Origin of the sequence: Streptomyces sp. BV286 (genome assembly GCF_019090165.1) — a bacterium.
Classification (GTDB): domain Bacteria; phylum Actinomycetota; class Actinomycetes; order Streptomycetales; family Streptomycetaceae; genus Streptomyces.
This window is the reverse complement of record NZ_JAHRIB010000130.1, coordinates 25,873-51,209: the sequence shown is the minus strand read 5'-3', so window position 1 is coordinate 51,209 and position 25,337 is coordinate 25,873. Positions and strand designations below refer to the sequence as shown.

24 protein-coding genes are annotated in these 25,337 nt (G+C 69.8%); 10 read left to right on the top strand and 14 right to left on the bottom strand.

Features of this window, described 5'->3' with window-relative positions; translation table 11 throughout:
- The first annotated feature begins 7 nt into the window (after nucleotides 1–7).
- Nucleotides 8–667 carry a TetR/AcrR family transcriptional regulator gene (locus tag KUF83_RS17760; RefSeq protein WP_217455678.1) on the top strand — a complete coding sequence of 220 codons (660 nt, stop codon included), beginning with the start codon at nucleotides 8–10 and terminating at the stop codon, nucleotides 665–667.
- Nucleotides 668–681: 14 nt separating this feature from the next.
- Here KUF83_RS17760 and KUF83_RS17755 read toward each other — a convergent pair whose 3' ends face one another.
- Nucleotides 682–1,560: a MaoC/PaaZ C-terminal domain-containing protein gene (locus KUF83_RS17755; RefSeq protein WP_254644004.1), complete on the bottom strand. Its 879-nt coding sequence runs from the start codon at nucleotides 1,558–1,560 to the stop codon at nucleotides 682–684.
- 138 nt (nucleotides 1,561–1,698) lie between these two features.
- On the bottom strand, nucleotides 1,699–3,000 hold the full coding sequence (locus KUF83_RS17750; protein ID WP_217455756.1) for a 3-oxoacyl-ACP reductase: 1,302 nt from the start codon (nucleotides 2,998–3,000) through the stop codon (nucleotides 1,699–1,701).
- Between the two features lie 122 nt (nucleotides 3,001–3,122).
- Between KUF83_RS17750 and KUF83_RS17745 the strand changes: the two genes are divergently transcribed.
- Together KUF83_RS17745 and KUF83_RS17740 are read left to right on the top strand one after the other, a co-directional pair.
- Nucleotides 3,123–4,442, top strand: a complete 1,320-nt coding sequence (locus KUF83_RS17745; RefSeq protein ID WP_217455677.1) for an acetyl-CoA C-acetyltransferase — start codon at nucleotides 3,123–3,125, stop codon at nucleotides 4,440–4,442.
- A 216-nt stretch (nucleotides 4,443–4,658) separates the two neighbouring features.
- Nucleotides 4,659–6,575 carry a long-chain fatty acid--CoA ligase gene (locus KUF83_RS17740; protein WP_217455676.1) on the top strand — a complete coding sequence of 639 codons (1,917 nt, stop codon included), beginning with the start codon at nucleotides 4,659–4,661 and terminating at the stop codon, nucleotides 6,573–6,575.
- 197 nt (nucleotides 6,576–6,772) lie between these two features.
- Here KUF83_RS17740 and KUF83_RS17735 read toward each other — a convergent pair whose 3' ends face one another.
- Complete coding sequence (locus tag KUF83_RS17735; protein WP_033319512.1) at nucleotides 6,773–6,976, bottom strand: cold-shock protein; 204 nt, start codon at nucleotides 6,974–6,976, stop codon at nucleotides 6,773–6,775.
- Between the two features lie 357 nt (nucleotides 6,977–7,333).
- On the opposite strand from KUF83_RS17735, the gene KUF83_RS17730 reads away from it, so the two are divergent.
- Both KUF83_RS17730 and KUF83_RS17725 read left to right on the top strand, forming a co-directional pair.
- Complete coding sequence (locus KUF83_RS17730; protein ID WP_217455675.1) at nucleotides 7,334–8,206, top strand: menaquinone biosynthetic enzyme MqnA/MqnD family protein; 873 nt, start codon at nucleotides 7,334–7,336, stop codon at nucleotides 8,204–8,206.
- 349 nt (nucleotides 8,207–8,555) lie between these two features.
- Complete coding sequence (locus KUF83_RS17725) at nucleotides 8,556–10,502, top strand: serine/threonine-protein kinase (RefSeq protein WP_217455674.1); 1,947 nt, start codon at nucleotides 8,556–8,558, stop codon at nucleotides 10,500–10,502.
- Between the two features lie 143 nt (nucleotides 10,503–10,645).
- Here the strand turns inward: KUF83_RS17725 and KUF83_RS17720 are convergent, their stop codons facing one another.
- Nucleotides 10,646–15,241, bottom strand: coding sequence for an FtsK/SpoIIIE domain-containing protein (locus KUF83_RS17720; RefSeq protein WP_217455673.1), 4,596 nt, complete (start codon nucleotides 15,239–15,241; stop codon nucleotides 10,646–10,648).
- A 399-nt stretch (nucleotides 15,242–15,640) separates the two neighbouring features.
- Here KUF83_RS17720 and KUF83_RS17715 point away from each other — a divergent pair, with 399 nt between their 5' ends.
- The gene (locus KUF83_RS17715) at nucleotides 15,641–15,946 is read left to right on the top strand and encodes a WXG100 family type VII secretion target (RefSeq protein WP_217455672.1); all 306 of its coding nucleotides are present in this window, start codon (nucleotides 15,641–15,643) and stop codon (nucleotides 15,944–15,946) included.
- Between the two features lie 264 nt (nucleotides 15,947–16,210).
- Here the strand turns inward: KUF83_RS17715 and KUF83_RS17710 are convergent, their stop codons facing one another.
- The 5 genes from KUF83_RS17710 to KUF83_RS17690 form a co-directional block, all read right to left on the bottom strand.
- Complete coding sequence (locus tag KUF83_RS17710; RefSeq protein ID WP_217455671.1) at nucleotides 16,211–16,825, bottom strand: hypothetical protein; 615 nt, start codon at nucleotides 16,823–16,825, stop codon at nucleotides 16,211–16,213.
- Nucleotides 16,822–17,430, bottom strand: coding sequence for a hypothetical protein (locus KUF83_RS17705; protein ID WP_217455670.1), 609 nt, complete (start codon nucleotides 17,428–17,430; stop codon nucleotides 16,822–16,824). The genes KUF83_RS17710 and KUF83_RS17705 overlap by 4 nt, the downstream gene beginning before the upstream one ends.
- A gap of 46 nt (nucleotides 17,431–17,476) precedes the next feature.
- Complete coding sequence (locus tag KUF83_RS17700) at nucleotides 17,477–17,896, bottom strand: hypothetical protein (RefSeq protein WP_217455669.1); 420 nt, start codon at nucleotides 17,894–17,896, stop codon at nucleotides 17,477–17,479.
- A gap of 13 nt (nucleotides 17,897–17,909) precedes the next feature.
- The gene (locus tag KUF83_RS17695; RefSeq protein ID WP_254644002.1) at nucleotides 17,910–19,160 is read right to left on the bottom strand and encodes a hypothetical protein; all 1,251 of its coding nucleotides are present in this window, start codon (nucleotides 19,158–19,160) and stop codon (nucleotides 17,910–17,912) included.
- Nucleotides 19,161–19,303: 143 nt separating this feature from the next.
- Nucleotides 19,304–19,597, bottom strand: coding sequence for a hypothetical protein (locus KUF83_RS17690; RefSeq protein ID WP_217455667.1), 294 nt, complete (start codon nucleotides 19,595–19,597; stop codon nucleotides 19,304–19,306).
- A gap of 190 nt (nucleotides 19,598–19,787) precedes the next feature.
- Here KUF83_RS17690 and KUF83_RS42615 point away from each other — a divergent pair, with 190 nt between their 5' ends.
- The 4 genes from KUF83_RS42615 (at nucleotide 19,788) to KUF83_RS17675 (ending at nucleotide 21,631) form a co-directional block, all read left to right on the top strand.
- Complete coding sequence (locus KUF83_RS42615) at nucleotides 19,788–19,910, top strand: hypothetical protein (RefSeq protein ID WP_302828522.1); 123 nt, start codon at nucleotides 19,788–19,790, stop codon at nucleotides 19,908–19,910.
- A gap of 312 nt (nucleotides 19,911–20,222) precedes the next feature.
- The gene (locus KUF83_RS17685; RefSeq protein ID WP_217455666.1) at nucleotides 20,223–20,504 is read left to right on the top strand and encodes an Arc family DNA-binding protein; all 282 of its coding nucleotides are present in this window, start codon (nucleotides 20,223–20,225) and stop codon (nucleotides 20,502–20,504) included.
- Complete coding sequence (locus KUF83_RS17680) at nucleotides 20,501–20,893, top strand: hypothetical protein (RefSeq protein WP_254644001.1); 393 nt, start codon at nucleotides 20,501–20,503, stop codon at nucleotides 20,891–20,893. Before KUF83_RS17685 ends, KUF83_RS17680 begins: the two co-directional genes overlap by 4 nt.
- A 186-nt stretch (nucleotides 20,894–21,079) precedes the next feature.
- Complete coding sequence (locus KUF83_RS17675) at nucleotides 21,080–21,631, top strand: hypothetical protein (protein ID WP_217455665.1); 552 nt, start codon at nucleotides 21,080–21,082, stop codon at nucleotides 21,629–21,631.
- On the opposite strand, the gene KUF83_RS17670 is transcribed toward KUF83_RS17675, so the two are convergent.
- The 5 genes from KUF83_RS17670 to KUF83_RS17650 all read right to left on the bottom strand — a co-directional run bounded on the left by KUF83_RS17670 (nucleotide 21,614) and on the right by KUF83_RS17650 (nucleotide 25,335).
- Nucleotides 21,614–22,213 carry a hypothetical protein gene (locus KUF83_RS17670; RefSeq protein ID WP_217455664.1) on the bottom strand — a complete coding sequence of 200 codons (600 nt, stop codon included), beginning with the start codon at nucleotides 22,211–22,213 and terminating at the stop codon, nucleotides 21,614–21,616. The genes KUF83_RS17675 and KUF83_RS17670 overlap by 18 nt on opposite strands.
- 7 nt (nucleotides 22,214–22,220) lie before the next feature.
- The gene (locus KUF83_RS17665) at nucleotides 22,221–23,609 is read right to left on the bottom strand and encodes a hypothetical protein (RefSeq protein WP_217455663.1); all 1,389 of its coding nucleotides are present in this window, start codon (nucleotides 23,607–23,609) and stop codon (nucleotides 22,221–22,223) included.
- On the bottom strand, nucleotides 23,606–23,938 hold the full coding sequence (locus KUF83_RS17660) for a hypothetical protein (RefSeq protein ID WP_217455662.1): 333 nt from the start codon (nucleotides 23,936–23,938) through the stop codon (nucleotides 23,606–23,608). Before KUF83_RS17660 ends, KUF83_RS17665 begins: the two co-directional genes overlap by 4 nt.
- Complete coding sequence (locus tag KUF83_RS17655) at nucleotides 23,935–24,615, bottom strand: hypothetical protein (RefSeq protein ID WP_217455661.1); 681 nt, start codon at nucleotides 24,613–24,615, stop codon at nucleotides 23,935–23,937. Before KUF83_RS17655 ends, KUF83_RS17660 begins: the two co-directional genes overlap by 4 nt.
- A 72-nt stretch (nucleotides 24,616–24,687) precedes the next feature.
- The gene (locus tag KUF83_RS17650) at nucleotides 24,688–25,335 is read right to left on the bottom strand and encodes a hypothetical protein (protein ID WP_217455660.1); all 648 of its coding nucleotides are present in this window, start codon (nucleotides 25,333–25,335) and stop codon (nucleotides 24,688–24,690) included.
- Nucleotides 25,336–25,337 lie beyond the last annotated feature (2 nt).

Genomic DNA, 25,337 nt, shown 5'->3' with positions numbered 1-25,337 from the left:
TTCCTGTATGGGTGCAGTGAAGAGCAAACGGATGCCGCGTGCCGTGCGCGAGCAGCAGATGCTGGACGCCGCCGTGCGGACCTTCGGGCAGCGGGGCTACCGGGCCGCGTCGATGGACGAGATCGCCGACCTGGCGGGCGTCTCCAAGCCGTTGGTCTACCTGTACCTGAACTCCAAGGAAGACCTCTTCACCGCGTGCATCCGCCGTGAGGCGGCCGCCCTGACCGCGGCCGTACGTGCCGGAGTCCGGCCGGACCTGCCCGCCGACCGCCAACTCTGGGAAGGGCTGCGGGCGTTCTTCACCCACACCGCGCAGAACCCGGACGGCTGGGCGGTGCTGCACCTCCAGGCGCGTACGCACGGGGAGCCGTTCGCCGCCGAGGTCACCTCGATGCGCGAGGAGATCGTGGCCTTCGTCACCGAGCTGATCGTGGTCGCGGCCCGGGAGGCCCACCGGGACCCGTCCCTGCCCGAGCGGGAGGTCGCGGGCCTCGCGGAAGCCCTCGTCGGTGCCGCCGAGTCCCTCGCCGCATGGGCCAACGCCACCCCCGGAGTGTCCGCCCGGCAGGCGGCCGCGACCCTGATGAACTTCGCCTGGGCCGGCCTGGGCGACCTGATGGAGGGCCGGCCCTGGTCGGAGGCCCCCGGAGCACCGCCGAGACCCTGAGCGGAAGATCCCGGTCAGAGCAGTGGCAGTACCTCTCCCGTCAGGTGGAGCCGGCCGCCCGGGCCGCGCAGCTCGAAGCGGCTGCTCCTGGACCCGTACGACACGGTTCCCGGCAGCAGTACCGGTGCCTTGAACTCCGCCCGCAGCATGGCCGTCGGGGGCGTCCCGTGCTCGGCGAGGCAGCGCGCCACGGTCCACATGCCGTGCGCGACGGCCCGGGGGAACCCGAACAGCCGGGCGGTGAGGGGGTGCAGGTGAATCGGATTGCGGTCCCCGGACGCGGCCCCGTACCGCCGCCCGACATCCCCCGCGAGCCGCCACTCGGCGAGCACCGGCAGCGGCTCGCGCTCACGGACGCTCCGGAGGGCGGACGAGCCGCCGGTGCCTCCCTCGGTGGTGCCGTGGCGTGCCAGATAGGTGCTGCGCGACTCCCACACGAGCTCCCCGCCCGTCCGCACCTCGGTCACGACGACGGCCTCGGTGCCACGCCTGTGGGGGACCAATCCCTCGACGTGCACGGCGAGTTCGTACTCGCCGGTGGCGGTGAGCGCCCCGTGCTGGGTGATCGTGATGGACGTGTGCACCAGCCCGAGCAGCGGCAGCGGGAACGCCCGCTCGCTCATCAGCCGCATCGCGACCGGGAATCCGAGAACGTGCGGATAGGGCAGGGGCAGTTGATCCGCCCCCACCCCGAATCCGCAGACCCGCTCGTACGCGGCGAGCCTGCCCAGGTCGATCCGGACACCGGGGACGACCAGACGGGTGCGGGGCGCGGTGGCCCCCGTCCGAGGCCGCTTGAACGGCGAGAGAAGGGCGCCCCGGGCGAGCATCGGCCACAGCGACGGCGACCCGGTGAGGGCATGGGTGTTCATGGCATCCGAAAGGTCATCCATCACTGACTCTCCTGCTCCGCAGACGGCCCACGCCAAGGACAGCGCCCCGGGAGGGGACGGCTGTGACATCGTGCGGCTCTGCCGGGTGGGCGCGGCCGGCCGCAGCCGACCCGCGGATCGGCCCCCCGAGCGGAACGCTCACGCTCCCAGCAGGCTCTGGCCGCAGACCCGGACGACCTGTCCGTTGACGGCCCCCGATCCGGGGCTCGCGAACCATGCCGTCGTCTCGGCCACGTCCACCGGCGCTCCGCCCTGCGCGAGCGAGTTCATCCGCCGCCCCGCCTCACGGATGAAGAGCGGCACCGCGGCCGTCATGCGCGTCTCGATGAACCCGGGCGCGACCGCGTTCACCGTCACCCCGTACTCCGCGAGCGCCCGCGGCCCCAGCGACCGTACGAGTCCCACGATCCCCGCCTTGGAAGCGGCGTAGTTGGTCTGTCCGGCGTTCCCCGCGAGCCCGGCGATGGACGCGGTCGCCACGATGCGCCCGCCCGCCCCGAGCGTGCCGGCCGACAGCAGCACGTCGGTCGTGCGCAGCACACTCGCGAGGTTGACGTCGAGCACCGAACTCCAGCGCTCCGCGGGCATGTTGACCAGTCTGCGGTCACGCGTGATCCCGGCGTTGTGGACGAGGACGTCCAGGTGGCCGGGCAGCGCGTCGGCGATCCTCGCCCCGGCGTCGTCCGCCGTGATGTCCAGCGGAAGGGCGACACCGCCGAGCCGCCCGGCGACCGCGGTCAGTTCGGCCTCGGCCGCGGGCACGTCCAGGCACACCACCCGCGCCCCGTCCCGCGCGAGCGTCCGGGCGACGGCCTCACCGATCCCGCGCGCGGCCCCGGTGACCAGGGCGGTCCGCCCGGCGAGGGGCCTGTCCCAGTCCTCGGGCGCGGTCACCTCGCCGCCGCCGACCTCGATCACCTGCCCACTGACGTACGCGGACCTGGGTGAGAGCAGGAACCGGAGCGTCGACTCGGCCGAGCGCGCGTCCGTGAGCCGGACGAGGTTCACGGTCCTGCCCCGCCCGATCTCCTTGCCGAGGGACCGCACGAACCCTTCGAGTGCCTGCTGCACGGCCGCCTGGTGGTGGTCGGCGGGGTCCGGGGGAGCGCCGAGCACCACGATCCGCCCGCTCTCGGCGACCGACCGGAGGGCGGGATGGAGCGCCGCGTGCACCTCGGCGAGCGCCTCGACGCCACGGACGCCGGTGGCGTCCAGGACGACCGCGACGGGTCTCTCCGGGCCGGGCTCCGGCCCGGCGCCGGCCAGGACGGGGGCGAGGTCCAGGTCGGACTTGCCCGCGGTGAGATGCAGCAACTGTCCTGACAGGGAAGGCTGTTCGGCGCTCCACCGCCGCAGCGCCGCCGGTTGGGGCAGGCCGAGCCGCCGGGTCAGGAAGCGGCCGGGTGCGGTGCCGGTGAGGCTCAGATAGCGGTCGGCCATGGTCCAGCTCCCAGCTCGGTCGGATGTGCTCGGTCGCACGCTCGCTCGGTACCCGCTCCATGCTTACTCTGGAGTAAGGTTACCCGAGGTAAGCCTACGTCACGGGTGAGGAGCAGGTCGAGATGAGCAGCCCCCTGGAACCCCTGCGCATGCCGCGCCGCGTCGCGGTCGTCGGCGGCACACGCGTCCCCTTCGCCCGCTCCGACGGCCCGTACGCCACCGCCTCCAACCAGGAGATGCTGACCGCGGCGGTCGACGGCCTCGTGGACCGCTTCCGGCTCGAAGAGCCCGGCGCGGTCGGGGAGTTGGTCGCCGGAGCGGTTCTCAAGCACAGCCGCGACTTCAACCTCGCGCGCGAGACGGTGCTCGGCTCCCGGCTCGACGCCCGCACCCCCGCGTACGACATCCAGCAGGCCTGCGGCACCGGCCTGCAGGCCGTGATCGCGGCGGCCAACAAGATCACCCTCGGGCAGACCGACTCGGCCGTCGCGGGCGGCGCGGACACGGCCAGCGATGCCCCGCTCGGCGTCAACGACGAACTGCGGCGCATCCTGCTGGAGGTCCGGCGCGCCGGGTCGGCGGGCGCCCGGCTGAAGGCGCTCGCCCGGATCCGCCCCGGCCACCTCGTCCCGGAGATCCCGCGCAACGCCGAACCGCGTACCGGCCTGTCCATGGGCGAGCACGCCGCGGTCACCGCCCGTGCGTGGGCCGTCAGCCGCGAGGCGCAGGACGAACTGGCCGCCGCGAGCCACCAGCGGCTGGCCGCCGCGTACGAACGCGGCTTCTTCGAGGACCTGGTGGTGCCCTTCCGCGGGCTGGACCGGGACCAGAACCTCCGCCCCGGCTCCACCGTCGGCAAACTGGCCTCCCTGAAGCCCGTGTTCGGCGTGCAGCACCCCAACCCGACGATGACCGCCGGGAATTCGACACCCCTGACCGACGGCGCGGCCGTCGTGCTGCTCGCGAGCGAGGAGTGGGCGTCGGGGCGCGGACTGACGCCGCTCGCCCACCTGACGGCGTACGAGACGGCCGCCGTGGACTTCGTGACGGCGACCGCGGCCGGCGAGGGCGCGGACGGTGAGGGCGCGGACGGTGAGGACGGTCTGCTGATGGCACCGGCCCACGCGGTCCCGCGCATGCTGGAGCGGGCCGGGCTGGGCCTCGGCGACTTCGACTTCGTCGAGGTGCACGAGGCGTTCGCGTCCCAGGTACTGGCCACGCTGGCGGCCTGGGAGAAGCGGGGGCTGGGTCAGGTGGACCGGGCCCGGCTGAACGTGGCGGGCTCGTCACTGGCCACCGGTCACCCCTTCGCGGCGACCGGGGCGAGGATCGTGGCGACCCTGGCGAAACTGCTCGCCGAGCGGGACCGCCCGGGCCGCGGACTGATCTCGATCTGCGCGGCGGGCGGCCAGGGCGTCACAGCGATCCTCGAACGGACCTGAGGAGCCCGTGAGGCAGTCCGTGAGACGGCCCGCGAGGCGCCCTCGCAGAGGCCGTGAACAACGCCCCTGATGTGCCCTTATGTTGGGCAAAAGATGAACAGCCGTCCGAACACGCACCAACCTCTCACTCTTCCGCACACAAGCCCCTCACTTTCCAGGTGAACCTGCCACTTCGCCGGTCCGTAATGGGGAGAGCGCGAGAGTAAGGAGCCGCCCGTGTCCCGCGATCCCTCTTCCCACCACCAGCCTGCCCTCCCCGAGCCCGAGGTGCGGCGGCTGGACGGGGTCGTACGGGAGGTCTCGGTCCCGCCGCTGATCCTGCCCGTGACGCACGGCTCGCTCGCGGACATCCCCTTCGACAACGCCGACCAGGTGCCCGACGACCCGGTACTCAGCCGCAAGGGCGCCGACGGCACCTGGACGGACGTCACGGCGGCCGAGTTCGCCGACCAGGTGCTGGCGGTCGCCAAGGGCCTGATCGCGGAGGGCCTGATGCCGGGCGACCGGCTCGCGATCATGGCGCGCACGACCTACGAGTGGACGCTTCTCGACTTCGCCGCGTGGGCCGCGGGCCTCGTCACCGTCCCCGTCTACCCGACCTCGTCCGTCTTCCAGACGCGCTGGATCCTCCAGGACTCCGGCGCGGTGGCGATCGCCGTCGAGCACGTGGGGCAGGCCGCCGCGCTCGGCCCGGAGCGGGACCGGCTGCCCGACGTCCGGCACATGTGGGTCTTCGAGAAGGGGCACACGGACCGCCTCGCCGAGCTGGGCCGCGACGTCCCGGACCAGGAGGTCGCCGTACGCCGTGGCGTCCTCGGCCCCGACTCGCTCGCGACGATCATGTACACCTCCGGCACCACGGGCCGCCCCAAGGGCTGCGCGCTGACCCACGGCAACTTCTTCGCCGAGGTCGACAACGCCGTCGAACTGCTCCACCCCGTCTTCAAGTCCACCTTCAAGGACCCGGCGTCCACGCTCCTCTACCTCCCGCTCTCCCACGTCTTCGGCCGGATGGTCGCCGTCGCCTGCATGCGCGCCCGCGTCCGCATGGGCCACGCGCCGAGCATCCGTACGGAGGAACTGCTCGCCGACCTCGCGGGCTTCAGCCCGACCTTCCTCCTGGCCATCCCGTACGTGCTGGAGAAGGTCTACAACACCGGCCGCGCCACCGCCGAGAAGATGGGCCGCGCCTCTTCCTTCGACCGTGCCGCCCGGGTGGCACGCGGCTACGGGGAGGCGCTGGAGGCCCAGCAGCACGGCACGGGTTCCGGCCCGAGCGCGAAACTCAGAGCGGCCCGCACCTTCTACGACCCGCTCGTCTACCGCCGCATCCGCGCGGCCCTCGGCGGCAGGGTCCGCCAGGTGGTCTGCGGCGGCTCCCCGCTCGGCCGCCGCCTCGCCTCCTTCTACGCCGGCGCCGGCATCCAGGTCTTCGAGGGCTACGGCCTCACCGAGTCCACCGCGGCGGCGACCCTCACCTACCCGCACCGGCCCCGACTCGGCACGGTCGGCTGGCCGCTGCCCGGCACCCGCGTCCGCATCGCCCAGGACGGCGAGATCCTGCTCAGCGGCGACCAGGTGTTCCGCGGCTACTGGGACCCGCAGGCGGGCGGGGTGGTCCCGGCCGACCAGGAGGGCTGGTTCGCCACCGGCGACATCGGTGAGCTGGACGACGACGGCTACCTGACGATCACCGGCCGCAAGAAGGACATCCTCATCACCACCAGCGGCAAGAACATCGCCCCGGCGCCCCTGGAGGACTGGCTCCGCGCCCATCCCCTCATCAACCAGTGCGTCGTCGTCGGGGACAACCGCCCGTACGTCACCGCACTGGTCACCCTCGACGCCGAGGGCATGGCCCACTGGTGCCGCATGGCGGGCAAGACCGAGGTCCCGGTCGCCACGCTGGCCACCGACCCCGAACTCCTCGCCGTCCTCCAGCGCGCGGTCGACGACGCCAACCGCCTGGTCTCCCGCGCCGAGTCCATCCGCCGCTTCACCGTCCTGCCCCTCAACTTCACCGAGACCGCCGGGCACCTGACCCCGACGATGAAGCTCCGCAGAGCCGTCGTGACCCGGGAGTTCACCCGGGAGATCGAGGAGATGTACGAGGGGGAGCTCGGCGGGGACTAGAACCACGGGCCGGGCCGGGGGCGGCCTGGCCCGGGGGTGGCCCGAGTCGGGTCGGCCCGGGGTGGCCCGAGTGTCGTGCCGGCCCGGGTCCGGGAAAGGCAGGAGCCCCTCCACCTGACGGCGTCGGGGCTCCTTGGGTACTGCTCTAGGTTCCGGATCGGAGGACTGGCTCAGGGAGCCAGGACTCGGCCGAAGGATCAGACGGGGGTGACGTTCTCCGCCTGCGGGCCCTTCGGACCCTGGGTCACGTCGAAGGTAACCGCCTGGTTCTCTTCGAGAGAGCGGAATCCGCTCGCGTTGATCGCGGAGTAGTGGACGAAGACGTCCGGGCCGCCGCCTTCCTGGGCGATGAAACCAAAGCCCTTTTCAGCGTTGAACCACTTCACGGTTCCGGTAGCCATAAGCCCTCCTTGGGCCCAAAGGGTTGCCCTGCTCCAGAACCTGCAAGGTGTAAACAAAAGCTTGTTAACAACTGCATTCATCTGAAAACGACGAGAGCCCGCGGTCACATGCTCCGCAGGCTCTGTACTGCAAGGGAAACCAAACTGCAACTTGCGGATGAGCGTACCCACGAGGGCAGCCGAAAGCAATAGAGGGCAAGATCACGTCACCCGGAAGTTTGGCGAGGTCGCCGGAGGGGTTGACGTAGCGGTATCACGCGGTGTCACAGGGGGTTGACACCGCAGGGAGAAGGCGTTTAAAGCCCGGCTCCGGGACCCGGGGCATGCACCGTACCTCATGGGGGCTAGCCTCGCGATGTGGACAATTCTCCCGAGGGGCGTCCCGACGCCCGCCGCTCCCGGCCGCGCGTCGGCCACATCCAGTTCCTGAACTGCCTGCCCCTCTACTGGGGGCTCGCGAGAACGGGCACGCTCCTCGACTTCGAGCTCACCAAGGACACCCCGGAGAAGCTCAGCGAGCAGCTCGTGCGGGGTGACCTCGACATCGGGCCCATCACCCTCGTCGAGTTCCTGAGGCACGCCGACGAGCTGGTCGCCTTCCCCGACATCGCGGTCGGCTGCGACGGCCCGGTGATGTCCTGCGTGCTCGTCTCCCAGGTCCCGCTGGACCAGCTGGACGGTGCCCGCGTCGCCCTCGGCTCGACCTCGCGCACCTCCGTCCGCCTCGCGCAGCTCCTCCTCGCGGAGCGCTTCGGCGTCCAGCCCTCGTACTACACCTGCCCGCCCGACCTCGGTCTGATGATGCGGGAGGCCGACGCGGCGGTCCTGATCGGCGACGCCGCCCTGCGGGCCAACCTGCTCGACGGCCCGCGCTACGGCCTCGCCGTGCACGACCTGGGCACCCTGTGGAAGGAGTGGACGGGCCTGCCCTTCGTCTTCGCGGTGTGGGCCGCCCGCCGCGACTACCTGGAACGCGAGCCGGTCCTCACCCGCAAGGTCCACGAGGCATTCCTCGCCTCCCGCGACCTGTCCCTGGAGGAGGTCGGCAAGGTCGCCGAGCAGGCGGCCCGCTGGGAGGCCTTCGACGAGAGCGTCCTGGAGCGCTACTTCACGACGCTCGACTTCCGCTTCGGCGGGCCCCAGCTGGAAGCGGTCACCGAGTTCGCGCGGAAGGTTGGGGCCACGACCGGGTTCGCGCCGGACGTGAAGGTCGACCTGCTGGAGCCCTGAGGCAGGAGCCGGAGACCCGGGGAGCAATCGGAATCCGGCGGGACGAACCGGAATCTCGCGGGATGAAAGGGAACGTACGGGGGCGGGGAGGGTACGGGTAATTCGAGGGGGCGAATTGCCGGCCTCCCGGCGCTTCCTGAGGGGCCCGGCATTTCCGCCGGTAACAGGGAGAGCCGATACAGCCTCCGAAGCGGCGCACCGCGTGCCCGGACAACGCACCCGGACAACGTGCCCGGACAGCGAGTGGTGAACGCCGAGAGCCCGGCGGGGACGCACGGCACTACTCTGCTGGGAGCGCAGCACGTACGGGGGACGACGGGTACGGGTAAACGGGGGAGGTGCGGTTGCCATGCGGCCGCTCGAAGTCGATGAACCCACCGTCGTGGGGCCCTACCGGCTGCTCGGCCGGCTCGGCTCCGGCGGAATGGGCCGCGTGTATCTGGGCCGCAGCGCGGGCGGCCGTACGGTCGCCGTCAAGATCGTGCATCCGCACTTCGCGCTCGACGAGGAGTTCCGCGCCCGGTTCCGCCGCGAGGCGGAGGCGGCCCGGCGGGTGGGCGCCGCGTACACCGCGCCGGTCCTCGACGCCGACCCGGACGCCTCCGTCCCGTGGGTGGCGACCGGTTACGCCGCCGGCCCCACACTGACCGCCGCCGTCGCCGACTCCGGCGCCCTCGCCGACCACTCCGTACGGGTCCTCGGCGCCGGACTCGCCGAGGCGCTGTCGGCCGTGCACGGCCTGGGCCTGGTCCACCGCGACGTCAAGCCGTCCAACGTCCTGCTGACCCTCGACGGACCCCTCCTCATCGACTTCGGCATCGCCCGCGCGACGGACGGCACGGCCTCCCTCACCTCGACGGGCGTCTCCATCGGCTCGCCCGGCTACATGTCGCCCGAGCAGATCCTCGGCAAGGGGGTGACGGGCGCGGCCGACGTCTTCTCGCTGGGCGCGGTACTGGCGTACGCGGCGACCGGCTCGTCGCCGTTCCCCGGCGACTCCTCGGCCGCGCTCCTCTACAAGGTGGTCCACGAGGAGCCCGAACTGGGCGCGCTGTCCGGTGAGTTGCGGGAGGCGGTGGCTGGGTGCCTCGCCAAGGACCCGTCCGCGCGCCCGACCCCGGAGGCTCTCGCCACGGCTCTCGCCCCGGAGGGCGCGGCACGGCTGGTGGCGGCGGGATGGCTACCGGGGCCGCTCGTGGAACAGGTCAGCCGCAGCGCGGTACGGCTGCTGAACCTGGAGGCGACGGAGACGGCACCGTCAGGGCTCGTGGGCTTCAGCAGCCCGTCGGTGGGGGAGGGGACGACACCGGACCGGCCCGCGCCGACCCCTGCGCCGACCTTCGGCGCAGAGGCCGGGCCGACCTCCGGGACAGCGCCCACGCCGACCTCCGGGGCGGCACCTGGGCCGGCCCCCGGGACCGCACCCGGAACAGCACCCGGTGTCTTCGGCCCTCCGGATCCGTCGTACGCGTCGTCCTACTCGCCCCATGCGAACAGCGGGCCCCAGGGGCCCCACGGGCCTCACCCATCTCCGCCCGGCGCCCCCACACACGTCCCGGAACCACGTGACGGAGACGGGGGTGAGGGCGGGAGCGGGGGCGGAACGAGTGCGGGTGCCGGCCCGACCGTCGGCGTGGGCGCGGGCAAGCTGTCCGTCAGCGTGGCCGCGACCTCGGCGCCGACCGCCAACGGCCGTGGCCGCAAGCTGAGTTGCACGGTGGCCCTCGCGGTGGCCGGAGCCCTGGCGGCGGTGACGTTCGGCTCGGTCTTCGGGTTCGACCTGCTGCCGGGCACCGCCGACTCGGACGACAGCGGCGACTCGGGAGCCGCCGACTCGCCGCCCGCGGCCACCGCCCGCCCCTCCGCCCGCCCCTCCGCCGACCCGTCCGCCAGTGCCTCCTCCAGTGCCTCTGCCAGTGTCTCCGCCGAGAGCAGCGCGCTCTCCGCCGTACCCAAGTCCTACCTCGGCACCTGGGAGGGCAACGCCTTCGCCCTCGAAGGCAGCCTCCCGATGGGCACCTTCCGCGTCACGGTCCGCCAGGCGGGGGAGGGTGACCGCGTCGGCACCTTCCGGCAGACCGACCTCATCGGCGGCACCTGCGACACCGACCTCGTCCTCAAGAAGGTCACCGAGCGGCAACTGGTCGCCACGAGCGTGTCCAAGCCGTCCACCACGTCCCGGTGCACGACCGGCCGGCACGAGGTCCGGCTGATCCCGGCCGGTGACGACCTGCGCTACGAGACGGACAACGCGGAGGCGGGCGACCCGGTGGCCCGCATGTCGAAGGTCGGTTAGCGGGCGGGGACGGGCCGGGCGGGGCTGAGTCGGGCTGAGCCGGGCCGGGACGAGCCGGGCGGGGCATCGCGTACGACGCCCCGCCCCGACGCGCCCCACCCCGACCGGACGCGCCCGCCCGGCCCGCACCCCGGTGACCGGCCCTACAGCGGCACGGTGACCGTGATCGTCTCGCCGTTCCCCAGGTGCAGCATGCCCTTGCCGGGCGTGACCGGGCCGCCGACCATGCTGCGGGTCGTGCGGATGCCGATGAGTTCACCGGCGCCGGAGTCCTGCGGGGACAGCAGGATGCCGCGGCGGCCCTTCTTGGCCTCGACCTGCCAGCCGGAGAAGCCGCCGCAGACCTCTTCCTCGTCGCCGCCGATGACCAGCGCGAGACCGCGGTCGGCGCCGCGCTGCACGAGCCGCTTCAGCTCCCGCTCGCAGTCCGCGTCCTCCAGGACCTCGCCGTCGTCGACGATGACCACGACGGGTTCCTCGGGGCTCGCCGACTCGATGGCCTCGTTGAAGTCGTCGCTCTCGATGTCGTCCTCGGTGAACACCTTCAACACGCCGTCCTGGCCGTCGAGTTCACGCAGCGGCGACGGGCGGGGGGCCGCGATGACCAGACGTACACCCTGGAGGAGGTACGAACGTGCCAGGTTCAGCAGCGCCGTGCTGCGGCCGGACTTCGCCGGTCCGGCGACGACGAACGTCGGCACACCCTGCGACAGGTCCGGACCGAACGCCATGATGTCGTCGCCGCCGATCCCCGCCAGACCCCACAGCCTGGACTGCGCGACCGCCGGGTCGCGCATCTCCCACGCCTCGGTGAACCCGATCCGGGAGGGCAGCGAGTCCACCCGGAACGGCCGCCGCGCACGCGGGACCTCGGCGTCACGGGCCGCGGCGGCCTCACCGATCGTGGCGAGCGCGGCGGCCTGCCCCTGACCGGTCGTGTCGTCGGAGAGCAGCGCGAACTGCGTCTCGATCGCCGACTCGTTCTTGAAGCCGCGGCCGGGCGGGATCTCCTCCGGCACCTTGCGCGCGTTGATGCCGAGCATCGAGAAGTCGGAACGGTCCGCGAGCCGCAGACCGTACTTCTCCTCGGTGAGCGAGGCCATCCGGCCGAGCAGCACCTGCCGGTCACCGGTGACCACGAGGTGGATGCCGACGCTCGCGCCCTCACGCATCATCGTCTGCAACTCGTCCGTCAGCTCACCGTGGTTGTACTCGCCGAGCGTCGGCAGCCAGCCCTCCCACCGGTCGAGCAGCACGACGACGTGCGGCAGCCGCTCCTCCTCGGCGACGGACGCGCGCTGCTCGCCGATGTCGGCGAACCCCTTGTCGGACAACAGGTCCTGACGCCGTGTCAACTCGCCCTTGAGGCGGGTGACCAGCCGTACGGCCCGTTCCGTCTGGTTACGGGCGACGACGGCACCGCAGTGCGGCAGCCGGGTCAGCGCGTTGAGCGCGCCGTTGCCGCAGTCGATGCCGTACAGGTGCACGTCCTTGGAGGAGTGGGTGCGGGCGATCGACCCGGCGAGGGTCCGCAGGATCTGCGAACGGCCACTGCGGGGCGCACCGCCCACGATGAGGTGCCCGAAGGACGAGAAGTCGACGGCGACCGGGCGGCGGGCCTGGTCGGCCGGCAGGTCCTCGACGCCGAACGGGGCAGGGGGCAGCTTGCCGGGCGCCAGGGCGGCGACGGCCGGTACCTCGACCTCGTCGAGCAGCAGGGTCTCGGAGAGCGCGGGCAGCCACGGGCTGTGCTGCGAGGGGATGCCGAGCGAGGTGTTGGCGTCCCGAACGGCGTCGACGAGCACCTTGAGGTCGGTGATCTCCTCTTCCTCCCGTGCCTCGACCTTGGGCTTGACCAGTGCGGCCCGTCCCAGGTCCGCCCAGGCGAGCGGTCCCGCCCAGGGCGCGAGGAGTCGCGGGTCGGCGGCGCCGGGCCGCCGCCCGCCCACGCGCCCCGACTGGAACGGCACGAGCGAGGCGTGGCCGAGGCGTACGTACGCGCGGCCGGGCGTGTTCTTGGAGATGTGCCCGGCCTCCGGCGAGTCGATGACGTCGCTCGACTCGCCGCCGTCCGTCACGCGCAGCGCGATACGGAGGTTGGTGTTGGCGCGGATCTCGGGCGACACGACACCACTCGGCCGCTGTGTGGCGAGCAGCAGGTGGATGCCGAGCGAACGGCCCCGCTGGGCGATGTTGACGAGGCCCGTCACGAAGTCGGGCAGGTCACGCACCATCGAGGCGAACTCGTCGATGACGATGAGGAGTCGGGGCAACGGCCGGTGCGACGGTTCGCGCCGCACGAGATCCTGGTAGTCCTCGATGTCCTTGGCGTCGGCGTCGGCCAGGATGTGCTCGCGCCGGTGCAGCTCGGCGCCGAGGGACTCCAGAGCACGTTCGACGAGGTGGGCGTCGAGGTCGGTCACCATGCCGACGGTGTGCGGCAGGTTGACGCAGTCCTTGAAGGCGGCGCCACCCTTGTAGTCGACCAGCACGAACGTCATGTTCTCCGGCGTGTTGGCCACGGCCAGCGCCGCCACGATGGTCTGCAGCAGCTCCGACTTGCCGGAACCGGTCGTACCGGCGATCAGACCGTGCGGCCCGTCCCGCCGGATGTCGATGCCGAAGGGCCCGTCGTAGGACTCACCGACGACGGCCATCGTCGACTGCCCGCCCATGCGCCACCGCGCGGAGATCGCGTCACTGGTCGGCGGCTCCAGCTGGAGCACGTCGAGCAGCCGACTGGAGCCGGGCAGCGCCGAGTCCTCGGTCTCGCCGCTGATGTCGCGGATGGGGGAGAGGGACCGGGAGAGACGGGCGCACCAGGCCGCCGACACGAAGTCCGGCCGTACGTTCCTGACCCGGGCCGTGCCCGTCTGCTCGACGCGCAGGCGCAGTTCGAGCGGCTTCTGCTCACCCTCCTGCTGGTCGTCCGCGGTGGTGGTGTGCCAGGCCTGGAAGGAGGGGAAGCCGTTGGCGCCCGCCTGGTAGCCGCGACCGGCCGGCGTGCCCGAGTCCGCCGAGGGGGCCCCGCGCTCCGGGCGCTCCTGCGGCTTCGGCTCGGCGATGACGATGGCCTGGCACTCGCCGGGCAGGAACCGCTCCTCCGCGTCGAGGCAGATCGCGTACATGCTGACGGTGGGGCCCTCCCGCAGCAGCCGTACGACGCCGGGCATGGAGCGCAGCCGCCGTGAACCGTCCCAGACGACCACGATGTCCGGATCGGTGAAGTTGGTCTGGCGGCCGTTCTCCCTGGCCGCCTTCTGGCGGGCGTCGAGGAGCTGGGTCAGCTCGCCGATGCGGGCGCCGACGGTCTCGGCGTCCGTACCGATCAGGACGTTGGTGTCCTGGGCACCGGAGGGCCGCGAGTGCGGCAGCCAGCGGACCCAGTCCCAGGTGGTCTGGGCGCTGTTCTCGGTGAGGACGTAGAACTGCACGTCCAGCGGGCTGTGCAGCACGGCGCTCTGCGCGACGACCCAACGCCCGATCGCCTGCGCCGAGTCACCGGGCCCCGCGATGCCGACGACCCCGCGCTCGCACAGCGGTACGGCGACGGGGGCGTCCTCGATCTTCCAGGTGACCTCGCGCTTGTGGTCGTCCTGCTCGGGGTCGTCGAGCACGACCTCGGAGGGCAGCTGCCCCGTACCGACCCTGATGACCAGGTGGTCGGGGTCGGTGCGGCGGCGTTCCCACAGCCGCGTGCGGGGGCCGGTGCTCATCGACAGCACCGTGGCCGGGTCGGGCACGGCCTGGCGCCGGTCGAGGCGCTCGTCGACGAGGGCGTCCTGCGCGTCCTTCTCGATCCGCTCCTTGTGCTCCTTGTACTCCTTGACCTGCTTCGCATGGGACTTGCGCCCGTGCTTCTTGTCCATGAAGTAGTTGCCGAACAGGATGATCGGGCTCAGCAACGCCATGATCAGGTAGTACCAGCGCCCGAAGATCATCACGGCCACGACTGCGCCGACCAGCGGGGTCAGCGCCATCAGCCAGGGCAGCGGCCGGGCCTCGAAGTCACGCGGCTTGGCGGGCAGCTTGAACCGGGTCTGGCGCTCCGGCGGCTGGAGCCGGGGCGGCCGGTTGTAGTCGAGGCCGGTTCCGTCGTCGGACCACTTCAGCGCGGCGTTCGGCGGGGAGTAGCGGTCGAGTTCGAAAAGGGTGTTGCCGACGGCGATCTGGGCGCCGAGCGGCCACTCCTTCCCCTCGACCGGCTCGCCGTCGAGTGTGACGGCCTCCTTGTCCTTGTCGTCCCCGTGCAGGGCGACCTGGCATGTTCCGTCCGTTGCAACTGACAACGTCAGCGCGCGCGCCGCGAGCTCGGGATCCTCGACGCGGATGTAGGAGGCGGGGCCGCTGCCGATGTCGTAGCGCCCGATGCCGAGCCGGTGCACGGAGCCCGCGGCGGGCCCGCTCGCCACCCGCAGCTCGACGAGCCCGGTCGGCTCGCCGGGCAGACAGCCGGCCGGGTCGTACAGGCTGACGACGGCGCCCTCGCGCAGCGGCGAGGTCCCCACGGTGGCGGCCGGGTCGACGGGATGCCCGTCGACGTACGCGATCGGCGCACCGCCGCTCGCCGCCTGCTGCCCGTGCTGGCCGATGGGGATGATCTGCGCCCCACCGCCGTGACCGACGTGTGCGGCCAGCTCCTTCGCTATGTCCCCCATGGAGGACTCAGGATCCGCGTCGAGCACCACGTCGGCACCGGCGCCGCCGAGTGGATCGACGACGGTCAGAGTCAGGCGCACGATCGTCCTCCCCGAATCCCCTGGGCGACGGCCTCGACGGACCACGCCCCAGTGACCACTGAAATGAGCTGCACTGAGCTGAACTGAGCTTCTTACTCGCTGAACTGTCTGCGGCTGAGCCGAGCTCGCTGCCGGCTGAACCGGACCGTCGGCCGGCCGGCCCGAGCTGCTGCCGGCCGTCCCGATTCCTGCCCAGGACCGCCCCGTGACGATATCCGCTCCGCCCTTCCCACAGGCAACGGCGTATGTGCTGGTTCCCTGAAGGCTCTTGAAGGATCCGGGGTGTGCGGCTGCAAGCGCTCTGCGTAAGCTGCATGCTCAGCGGACGATCGCATCATCCGCAACGGGAGCCACGGGGGTTGGCCCTGCGGCAAGTCGAGTTGTGACGGAGGACGCCACATGGCCGGCGGCAAAGACGCAGATATCACATATGACGAGATGCACAAGGCGGCTACCAAGCTGACCGACGCCAAGGACAAGATCGACGAGAAGCTCGACTCCCTTGAGCGCTACATCCAGGGCCTCGTCAAGGACGGCTACACCACCCGCAAGGGCTCGCAGGCCTTCGAGGACTCCTTCACGGAGTTCAAGAAGGGCGCGAAGGACACGATCGACGGCCTGACGGGCATGTCCAAGTTCCTCACGAGCGCCGCGAAGGCGTACCAGGACCTGGACGACGAGCTGGCCAAGGGTGTCAAGGGCTGAGGTCCGCACCTTCTGGGGTGGTTCGAGTCACCCTCGGGTGGCTCTGGACTGCCTGGTCGTGGCGGGGTGGGCGTCAGGCGCACACCCCGCCACGAACGTTTTCCGAGGGAAACGCGAGGGCGGCAACGAGACCGGCACGATGTTTCGCGTACGGAGCTGATCAGGGATCGCCCGTCGCTGTGATCGGCGCCGGTGTCGCGCTTAGGGACGGCGGGCTGCTTCGGGACGACGGGCTGCTTCTGGCGGCTGCCGACTGAGTGCCGGTCAGGGAATCCAGATCGCCAGGGACCGCGCGAGTTCCTCCAGGTCCTCCGAAGCGCTCGTGAGGCGGGCGACGTCATCGGTGGCAGTCCACATGACGACGTCGGCACCGTGTTCCGCCACCTGCCAGGCATACCGGACACAGGCCAAAAGGTGTGGCGAATCGTCCTGAGGGACATAGCGGAAAACGGTCACGCCCTCACCGAGCCTCCCGGACCTGAAGGACTTGACGACCGGCCGCTCGACGGCGTGCGGATCATCCGCGAGGGTGAGCGCTCGGAGAGTCTCCTCGCGAGGCCCCTGCGCCGGCCCGATCGCGGCACAGACCGGGAGCGGTGTGTCCGTCGGGTGGTCGAGGTGCAGGAAGAGCCAGTGCTCCGAACCGGGAGGGCAGAAGGCCTCGGCGCAGCGCGCCAGGGTGCCTCCCACGAAGTCCACACCGTTCGGCCCCGGATCGAGTTCCCGGTCCAGCCAGAGGTCTTCGGCGCGCTCGTGGCACCAGGCCTGGATGTCGTCCCACTCCTCGAAGGGGGCGGAAGGGCCGGCGCGTGGCGGAACGATGACCCAGGGGTACGCATCGACGTACTCGATGTCGATGATGGGCCAGAACTCGGTCATCCACGCCTCCAGCGGAAGTTCGCCATTACCGCGTCGAACCACTCGACGAGCGCCTCGGCCAGTTCGTCCCGTGGGTCTCCGCCACCGATGGTCGACAGGGCAGCCACGAACCAGCGGTCGGGGTCGTCCGGAACGGACACGATGTACTCGACGCGGCGGGAGGCGAGTTCGGCGCCTCGCTCGAGGTCCGCAGCGACCACGTGCTCGCGGCGGACAGCGAGGGCACCGTCGATTTCTCCCGAGCTCAGGTCTGCTCCTTCCACTCCGTCGCGTGACAGCAACTGCACGGCCAGCTCAGTTGGTTCTGTCTTGCTCTTCTCTTCGGTGCGGCGTGGTAGGAGAGTCTCCGAAACGACGATCGAGGCACCCAGGCTGAAGTTGCCGCTCATGGGCTTCACCGGCAGGTAGAGGTCCAGGGCCTTGCCCTTCTGGGCCTCGGCCACGGATCCACGGAAGCGCCGCTCCAATTCGCGCTTGTAGGGTCCGATTTTGTCCGGTGGCGCATCCTTGGGGATACGGGTGTAGGCGTCGTCAAGAATGCGGCGGATGGCTTCCTCGGTGCCGTGCCTCAGGGGAACTTGGGCCCATTGGTCGGGGAGCAGCATTCGATACCCCGTCACCGGCTGAGTGCTCCCTGCCGTCGAAGACGGTTCAATGGGCACGGTTCTGCTCCCTGCGATTCAGGTACGTGATGGCTGCGAAGCCTCCGATGCTCGCGGCGACAGCGATCCAGAGGATCCCTACACCCTGGAAGACCGCGAAGGCCAATGCGTAGAGAAAATAGAAACTGAGCGCGATCCTGAGGAAGAAGCGCTCTGCCGTCAGCTGGGCCCAGTCCGCCGGACGTCGCGTCAGATAGATCAGGATTCCTGGAGTGAGCGCGCACACCGACCACTCCCAGGTCGGCATGGCGAGCAGCTCCTCGCCGAGAAGTTCCTTGGTCATCGGGGCGGCGAACATACGGCAAAGCGCCAGAACGAAGATCACCTTGACGGACGCCACACCGTACGGCAAACGCCGTGCTCGCACAGTGGCCTGGTCTGCTTCCCCGGAGTGAGGGTCGGTGGTCATCTGTGGGCTTCCTTCACCATTGCGATCCTACGGGCGCGGTCATGCCGTCCTTCATTCTGCTGTATCCGTCGTCCGTGACGTAGTCCGCGCTCTTGTCAGCAGCATCCAGGCCGGTAGCGACCGCCCATGATCCCTGAACCGTGTCCTTGTGTCGCTCGGCCTGGCGCGCATTGTCGGCGAGTGTGCTGTTGTCCGGATACTCGTCCCGCCACTTCTTGATGTCCTTGATCTGTTGGCCGAGGGCCTTGTCGCCCAGCGCACCAGCCTTTTCCTGTGGGGTGATCTGAGGCATATCGGCGTTGCGTACGTCATCGGACGCGCTCTTGCCGGCGCTGCGGTTCTGTCCCTCCATGCGCAAGCGACGTGCCCTGGCAGCCTCGCGGTTCTTGCTTGACGTGCCACCGCGCTTCCGCTCATTGCGGACCGCCGTCTTCCGTGCCCCTGCATTGGCCTGTGCCGCTTGAGACTTGGCTTTGTCCTTGGCCAATCCTGCCGCTGCCTTGCGGGAACTCTCCTGAAGGGCCTTGACGGCCTTGGCCGCTTTGACTCCGTTTCGTGCCATCTTGAGTGCGCCGATGTCCATGATGACGTCGAACCATGAGCCGTTCCCGGTGAGTGCCTGCGCGAGGTGGATGAGAGCCACGACCGCGGTCAGAGCCAGCGCCAAAGGGCCGAGGAAAGGGAAGAACATGGCGGCGATGCCGACGAGTGTTGCCGCCCAACTTGCCCAGTCGGCGACCTTGTCGAGCCATTCGGCGTCGGCGACCCACCCTTTTACGTCATTCCACCAGCTGTCCTTCATGTCGTCGTCGATCGACGATCTTATTTTGCCCGCGAAGTGGCCGGCACGCTCGTCGTAGTCACCAGCTGTTGTGTTGAGCCGCTTTCGTGCGTCCTCCAAGTCCTCCTTGGCCTGTTTGAGTTCAGGATTCTCTTCCGGCGATCCGCCGCCTTCCTCATTCTTCTTGTCCGAGGCTGCTCTGTCGCTGCCTTGCGTTTCGTGACGGTCGATGGTGCGCTGGGCGTCCTGGGCATCGGCAAGTGCCTTGTCCGCCTTCCGCTGCAGCTCTTCCAGTTCATCGGCCCAGCTGGAAAGGTGTCCCTTCACCTCACGGTATCGGTCCTCCGCCTCGTCGAGTTTTCGTCCCAGGCCACGAGCCTCTTCGCCCAGCTTTTCAGCGTATTTTCCCTTGAGGTTGTCGGCTTCGGCCATGGAGGTGAGCGCAGCAGCCTGCGTGCGCAGGTACTCGGCGATCTTCTTCATGTGCTTTACCTGGCCACGGACCCCCTCGGGATCGCCTGGCACGGGATCACCCTCGCGAAGTGGATGCCAGTCCTTCGGCCTTGCCATTCTTCCCCCATGTGACAGACAAAAAGATACGCCGATTTACTTGGGTGCAGGGTGGGCTACCCTTTCCCTTTTCCAGCCTTGACCAGATCGTCGTCGAGCTTCTTGAACGCGTCCCGAGTCCCCTCCACCAGTTTCCCGACGGTTTCCAGCGAATCGAGCAAGCTCTTTCGGTTGTCGTCCCAGTTGTCGATGAAATCGGTCATTACTTCCTTCAGCGCAGGAGCTCCCACGACCGACTTGATGTCATCCTTCCACTCGCCGAGGTTCTTGAACTCACGCTGAATCGCGTCGAGTTGTTTGACTGATTTGTCGAGCAGGTCGAAGTCGACAACCAAGTCGGATTTGGACATTTCTTATGCCGATCTCAGGGATTTACGGTTCCGGTCGTGACGAAATGCTCGGTGCATCGCGATGCCCAGAGCCGTCTCAAGGCGCGGCTGGGAGGGTGTCCTGTTCCCTGTTGGGCCTGCCCCGGTGTTCTCTCGGGCGGCTGGAGGCCTTGAAGTTGTCCGGGCCGTCTTCGAGTGAGTGGAGACATCGTTGCCGCAGGGAGTGGTCTGGTCGGCCCTCTCGGCACTGCCCTTGTCGACGGAGTCGTCGGCGTTGATCCCGAGTTGCCTGGAGCGGCTGCGGCTGCGGCTGCGGCTGCGGCTGCGGTCGTAGTGAGTGCCGTAGCAACGGGCAAAGCGCAGCGATCCATGGTCGACTCCCGGTAGGGCAAGACTGCAGCCGGAGTGACTGACGGTATCGGTGGGGCTAGCGGCATCGCCAGGTGGGATTGCTTTCGCAGCATGGGCAATTGCGGCTCGGTGGAGCAAATCGTCCACCCCGTCGTGTCCTGATCGCGGCCGAGTGGATGCCCGGCCCTGAGGGCTGGTGGAGGCGCCGGGAGTACGGCATGGCGGTGACACTTCGCGAGAGCTACGGATGTCGCCGCGCATCCCCGCAGGCGTATACGCCACGTATACTCACTCCATGGCCGATGTCATGATCCGTGTGCCCGCCGAAGTCCGTGACCAGTTGGCCGCCGTGGCCGAAGCGCGTGGCACCAGCCTTCGGGCCCTCATGCAGGACATAGCTGCTCAGACGCTGACCCCTGACCAGATCAGGGAGCGGGCCGACCGCACGCGGGCCCTGCTCGCCGAGCGGTTCGGGCACTACGTGACGGACGAGGAGTCCGCCGAGATGCGCCGCAAGATGCGTGAGGCCACCGCCGCACACCGGGCCGCCCTTCCTGAGGCGGAGTCGTCCTCTTGAGCGAGACCGAGCACTACGTCCTCGACACCTCGACCCTCCTCGCGATGGGAGGCAACAAGCAGGTCTCCGGCCTCATCTACGCGGCATCGGCCAGTGGCGACGTGCGCCTGTGGGTGCCCGTCCTCTGTCTCCTCGAAGCTGAGCGCGAACGCACCGGCATCGTCGGTCATGCGGGCCTGCTGGTCGACGTACTGCATGTGATCGACGACGACTACGCGATGGCTGTGACCATCGCCGATCTGTGCCGCGGCGGAGTCCCCTTCGGCGTCGGTGCTGCCGTGCACGCGTCGCGGCCGAGCCACATGCTCCCCGAGGGGGCGCTCGTCGCCACCGTTGTGCCTGAGGCCTACGAAGGGCTCGGCGCCGGAATCATGGATCTGAACCGCTGACGAGCCGCGAGCTGACGCGGGCCGGGTGCACGCGGGCCCGGCACACGCGTGCCGGGGCCGCCTTTTCCCGACTCGGGGAGTCGGCGGGCCCGTCTTTCACGGTCGGAGGAGCCGTGCCGGGCGCTCCTCCGTTCGTCCACCCAGCCGGTTATCCTCGTCCGGACCCCGCGAGGAATGGGAGAGTCCATGTCTGTTGGATCAGGGGCCGGGGAGCCCCGGGCGCAGAGTCCGCGGCGGTCGACGGCAGGAAACATCGCGTTCGGTGCGGGGCTGCTGCTCGTCCTGGCGACCATGACACTCGGCGCCTATGCGGGCGTCGCCCTGACCATCGGCCTGGCCGACGACTCGTTCATGTCGCCAGCGGTCCCCGATGACGGACGGAACGCCGTGGGCATCGGCGGTATCGGCATGGGTGGCCTGCTGGGTCTGATGCTGCCCCTGCTCGCCTTCGCGGCGGTCCGGGGTACTGAGGAGAAGCCCAGGCTCGGACCGGGTGAAGCCCTGTTCAAGGCCTTCGCCATCGTCGTGTTCAGCGTCTACCTGGTTGTTGTCTCGCTGCTCGCCGCCCAGCTCGGCTGGATCCTTCCCGAGTGGCTCACCACCCTGCTGAGCTTCTTTGCCGTCGGCTTCAGCTGGGCCCCTGTGGCGCTGCTTCCCTGGGAGCGGTTCGGCCTCGGGACCCTGGGAGGGCTGCGCCTGAACTCACGTGTTCGGGGCGGTTCAGACAAGACGGACTGATGCCGCCAGCTCGTCGGCGATCTTGGCGAGTTCCTCGCCGAGCCCCATGCCTTTCCAGAGGAGTCGGCACTCCAGGGCTGTGGAGTGCGCCCGGGGCAGGACGTAGTGGGCCACGCCTTCCAGCACCGACCCGCCGGCGGACTCGGGAGCGGTTGGCTCCAGACGGTGCACCCGTAGCGCGGCACCCAGGGGAAGCTCGACTTCGGTGATGTCCGGAGGCCTGAAGTACGGTCCCTCGGCGCGCTCGGCCTCGGCGCGCAACGCGTCCACGCGCAGTGACTCCGACGGGATGCTCAACTCCCGTACGGAGTAGAACGCGACGACCCCACTGTCCGGAGGCGTGTGGAGCGCTGCGCACAGTGCCTGCTGGCGCCTCGCCACATTCCAGTACCAGAGCACGTCCTCCGCGAACGCCGTGCACCGTTCAGCGGGTACGTCAGCCGTGAAGTGCTCCTCGGCCACGGACTGTGCCCACGTGTCCGGTGCTCGGACGGTGAGATCGAGAACGATCCAGTTGTGCGGTGCGGGCAACGTGACTCGGCACTGGTGCCAGTCCGCGGAAGCCGTGTCTGCGGTGTGCATCCGGGGGCTACCTTCCGGCCAGTGACGCATCGGGGCCGGTCACATCGATGTCCGGGTCTCCGAAGAGCCCGATGAAGCTCTTGGCGTCCGCGACCGCTGCGGTACTCGTTGCCCCGATCGCCCACGAGTTGTACTGCATGGCCTGCCTGAAAGCGTCGGGTGTGCCGACGAAGTTCAGGTCCGCGGGGTCGATGTTCTTGATGCGGGCCAGCTCGTCGACCATCCCCGGCCCCGCGTACATGCTGCCGAAGCCGCGTATGCCACCCGCGTTCCAGGCGTCGCGGAATGCCGCGAGGTTGTCACTGCCCTTGAACAGGTCCCTCCAGTTGCCCCGGACCGTGCTGAGGTCGTCGGCGAAGGAACGCGGCAGGCCTCTGAACGCGGCGCCCAGGCTCACGTTGGGCGCGGCGGCGGCCCCGGTGGCACCGGCTCGCGCTCCGACCATCTCCACGACCAGGGCCCGCCGGGCCGCAGAGCCGAGGGTCGGGTTCCATCCGCGTACGTACTGGGTCGCCGCCGTCCACACCCGGCTGCGGCCGGCCGTGGCGGCGAGCTTGGCACCGGCGGAGAAGACGCGTCCGAGCCCGAAGGTCGCGAGCCCCAGTACGTCCATGGCGACGTCTCCCCACGACCCGTCGCCGTTGATGGCGAGCAGCAGGTGGCAGACGAGGGAGATGGCGGTCGCGATCAGAGCGATGGTGCCCAGGACGCCGGCGATCGCCTGCCCGATGATCGGAATCCAGCCGACAAGCAGTGCCACCAACCCGCAGACGGCGGCGACGGCTCCCGCGATGTCGGCGACGATGTTCAGGGTGTCGCGCAGCTCGTCCAGCCACGAGTCGTTGAGGTCGTCACCCTCGGTGATCTTGTGAATGCGCTTGGCGGCGGTATTGCCCGCCGTGTTGTGACGGCCCTTGAGCGTGGAGAGTTTGCCGCGCAGCTCGGCCAGATCGCCCTGGAGGGTCGTGACCGCGGTGTCGAGCGTCTTCTGCCCGGCCTTGTCGGTGTCCTTGGGCGGGCTGTCGGCCTTGGACTTTGCGGTGGTGAGATCGCCGCTCTTCGTCTCGGCCTGGCTGAGCAGCCCGTCCGCCTCGTCCTGGATCGTGGTGAGTTCGGTGTGGTACTCCTTCAGCGCGGCGCCGGCCTCTTCGTAGCGGCCGTGTGCCTTGCTCACGGTCTTCGCGGTGTCGTCGGCCTTCTCGGCGAACTCCCGGCCCGCCTTGGAGTCCCAGCTCTTCTGGTCCCCGAGACGGCGCAGCGCGGCGGCGGAGTCCGAGATGGTCTTCGCCGTGGCCGTGAACCGCTTGGCGAGCGCGGTGAGGTCGTACACGTCACCCGGTACCGGGTCCTCGCTCTCACCCAGCACCTCCCAGCGGTGGTCGGCGGGGCGCGTCATTTCTTGTCCTTGCCGGTGTTCTTGCCCTTGCCGTTCTTCTCGCCGACGAGCGCCTTGTAGAGCTCGTCGTCGATCTGGGTGTACGCCTCGCCCGCCGTCTTGGCCACCTCGCCGAGGCCCTTGATCTCCTCGATCATCTTCTCGCGGTTGTCGTTCCAGCCGTCGGAGAACTCCTGCAGCCGCTCCTGCAACAGCTTGTGCCCGACCGTCCGCCGGTCGTAGGCGTCCAGGAGCTTGTCGAGCCCTTCCAACTCCGTGGCCACCGTCCGCAGTCCCACCCCGGCCGTGCGCAGATCCTCGGTGGAGACCCTGAGCCGCCCCTCGGTCATCCCTGTTGCCCCCGTGATTCCTGAGTCGTTCGACTCGTCTGAGTTGTCTGATCGGCGCGACCTGACTGAGTCTCCGCAGCCTTCTTCTGCCAGCTCAGAGTTCCGGCGACCGCGTCGAAGAGCTCCGCCATCGCGTCCGCGATTGGCTCCAGCGGGGTGCTGAAGGTCAGCATGAGTACCTCGTCCCGATCCGGTACGGGGACGAAGTACTCCACGATGGTGTCCTCGAACTCGGTGCCCAGTCGACGGGCTTCCCGCGTCCGCTCCGACCGTCGCCGACGGGCCGCGCGCCCGGCGGCCGGCAGACGTACGTGCGACGTCTCGCCTTTGCCCCGGAGGGCGGAGACCGCGTCGAGGCTGTCGAACCGCTGGTGGACACGGGAGATCAGCAGGGATGCGGAGAGCGGGATGCCCGCCGCCTCCAGGAACGACAGGTAGAGCACCACGCCGCCTTGCTGCACGCCTGCCTCGGCGGCCCCCAGCAACTGCTCCTCCGCCTGGCGACGCAGTACCGGTTGGTCGTCGACACCAGTGAACTGCCTCTTGATCAAAGCGCTCACGGAGGCTTCCCGTTGCTCCGCCGGCTGGAGCGGGATGCGATACCAGTCCTCGGGCGTGATCAGGCCGAAGACGTTCTCGCCATCGGTGGTCCGGTCGGCCGGTACGGTCTGTCGCATGCCGACCGACGCTAGTCGTGAGGAGCGGGTTTTCGCCACTGCGAACTTCTCCGCGAGAGGCGACAAACGGCGTCAATTCGGTTCGAGCGTGGAGATGGCGGCGCCAGTACCGCCGTGGGCGTCTGCGTCGGCAGCGTCAGTGGTGGCCGATTTGCGCTTGTGGCGTGCCACGGCCCAGGTGATCAGCAGCGCTGCCATGACAATGGTCGACGACAGGCCGACCGCCCACAGCCAGGGGTAGTTGCTGAAGACCCAGCTGGGGGAGCGGTCCCGGCCGCGGCCCCACTTGCCGGTGTTCTGGGCGTTGTAGATCAGCGACACGAGCTGCAGCATCGCCGCGCCGCACATGACGGCCAGCAGCGTGAAGCCGAACGACCGGGCCTTGTGCGACTTCCAGGACTTCCACTTCGTACGGGATGCCGACATCACGAAGAGCGTCGCCACGCACGGCACCAACGCCCCCAGGAAGGCCGCGAAGCTGTATGCGCCACCAGGCCACGTGTCGGCCGACCATTCCCAGGTTTCGTCGCCCCAGAACATGTCCGCAACGGCGAGCAGGACGACCAAGGCGGTGAAGGACAGAAAGAGGAGACACCCGAAGGCCTTCTCGCCCTTTCCGGAACCCTGCTCGTTGCTCCTGGACCGCTTGCCCGGGCGATGCTCGTACCGCAGCGAAGGGGCGGCCGCCCTCCGCCGACGGGGTTTGGCCGACCCTGCCATGT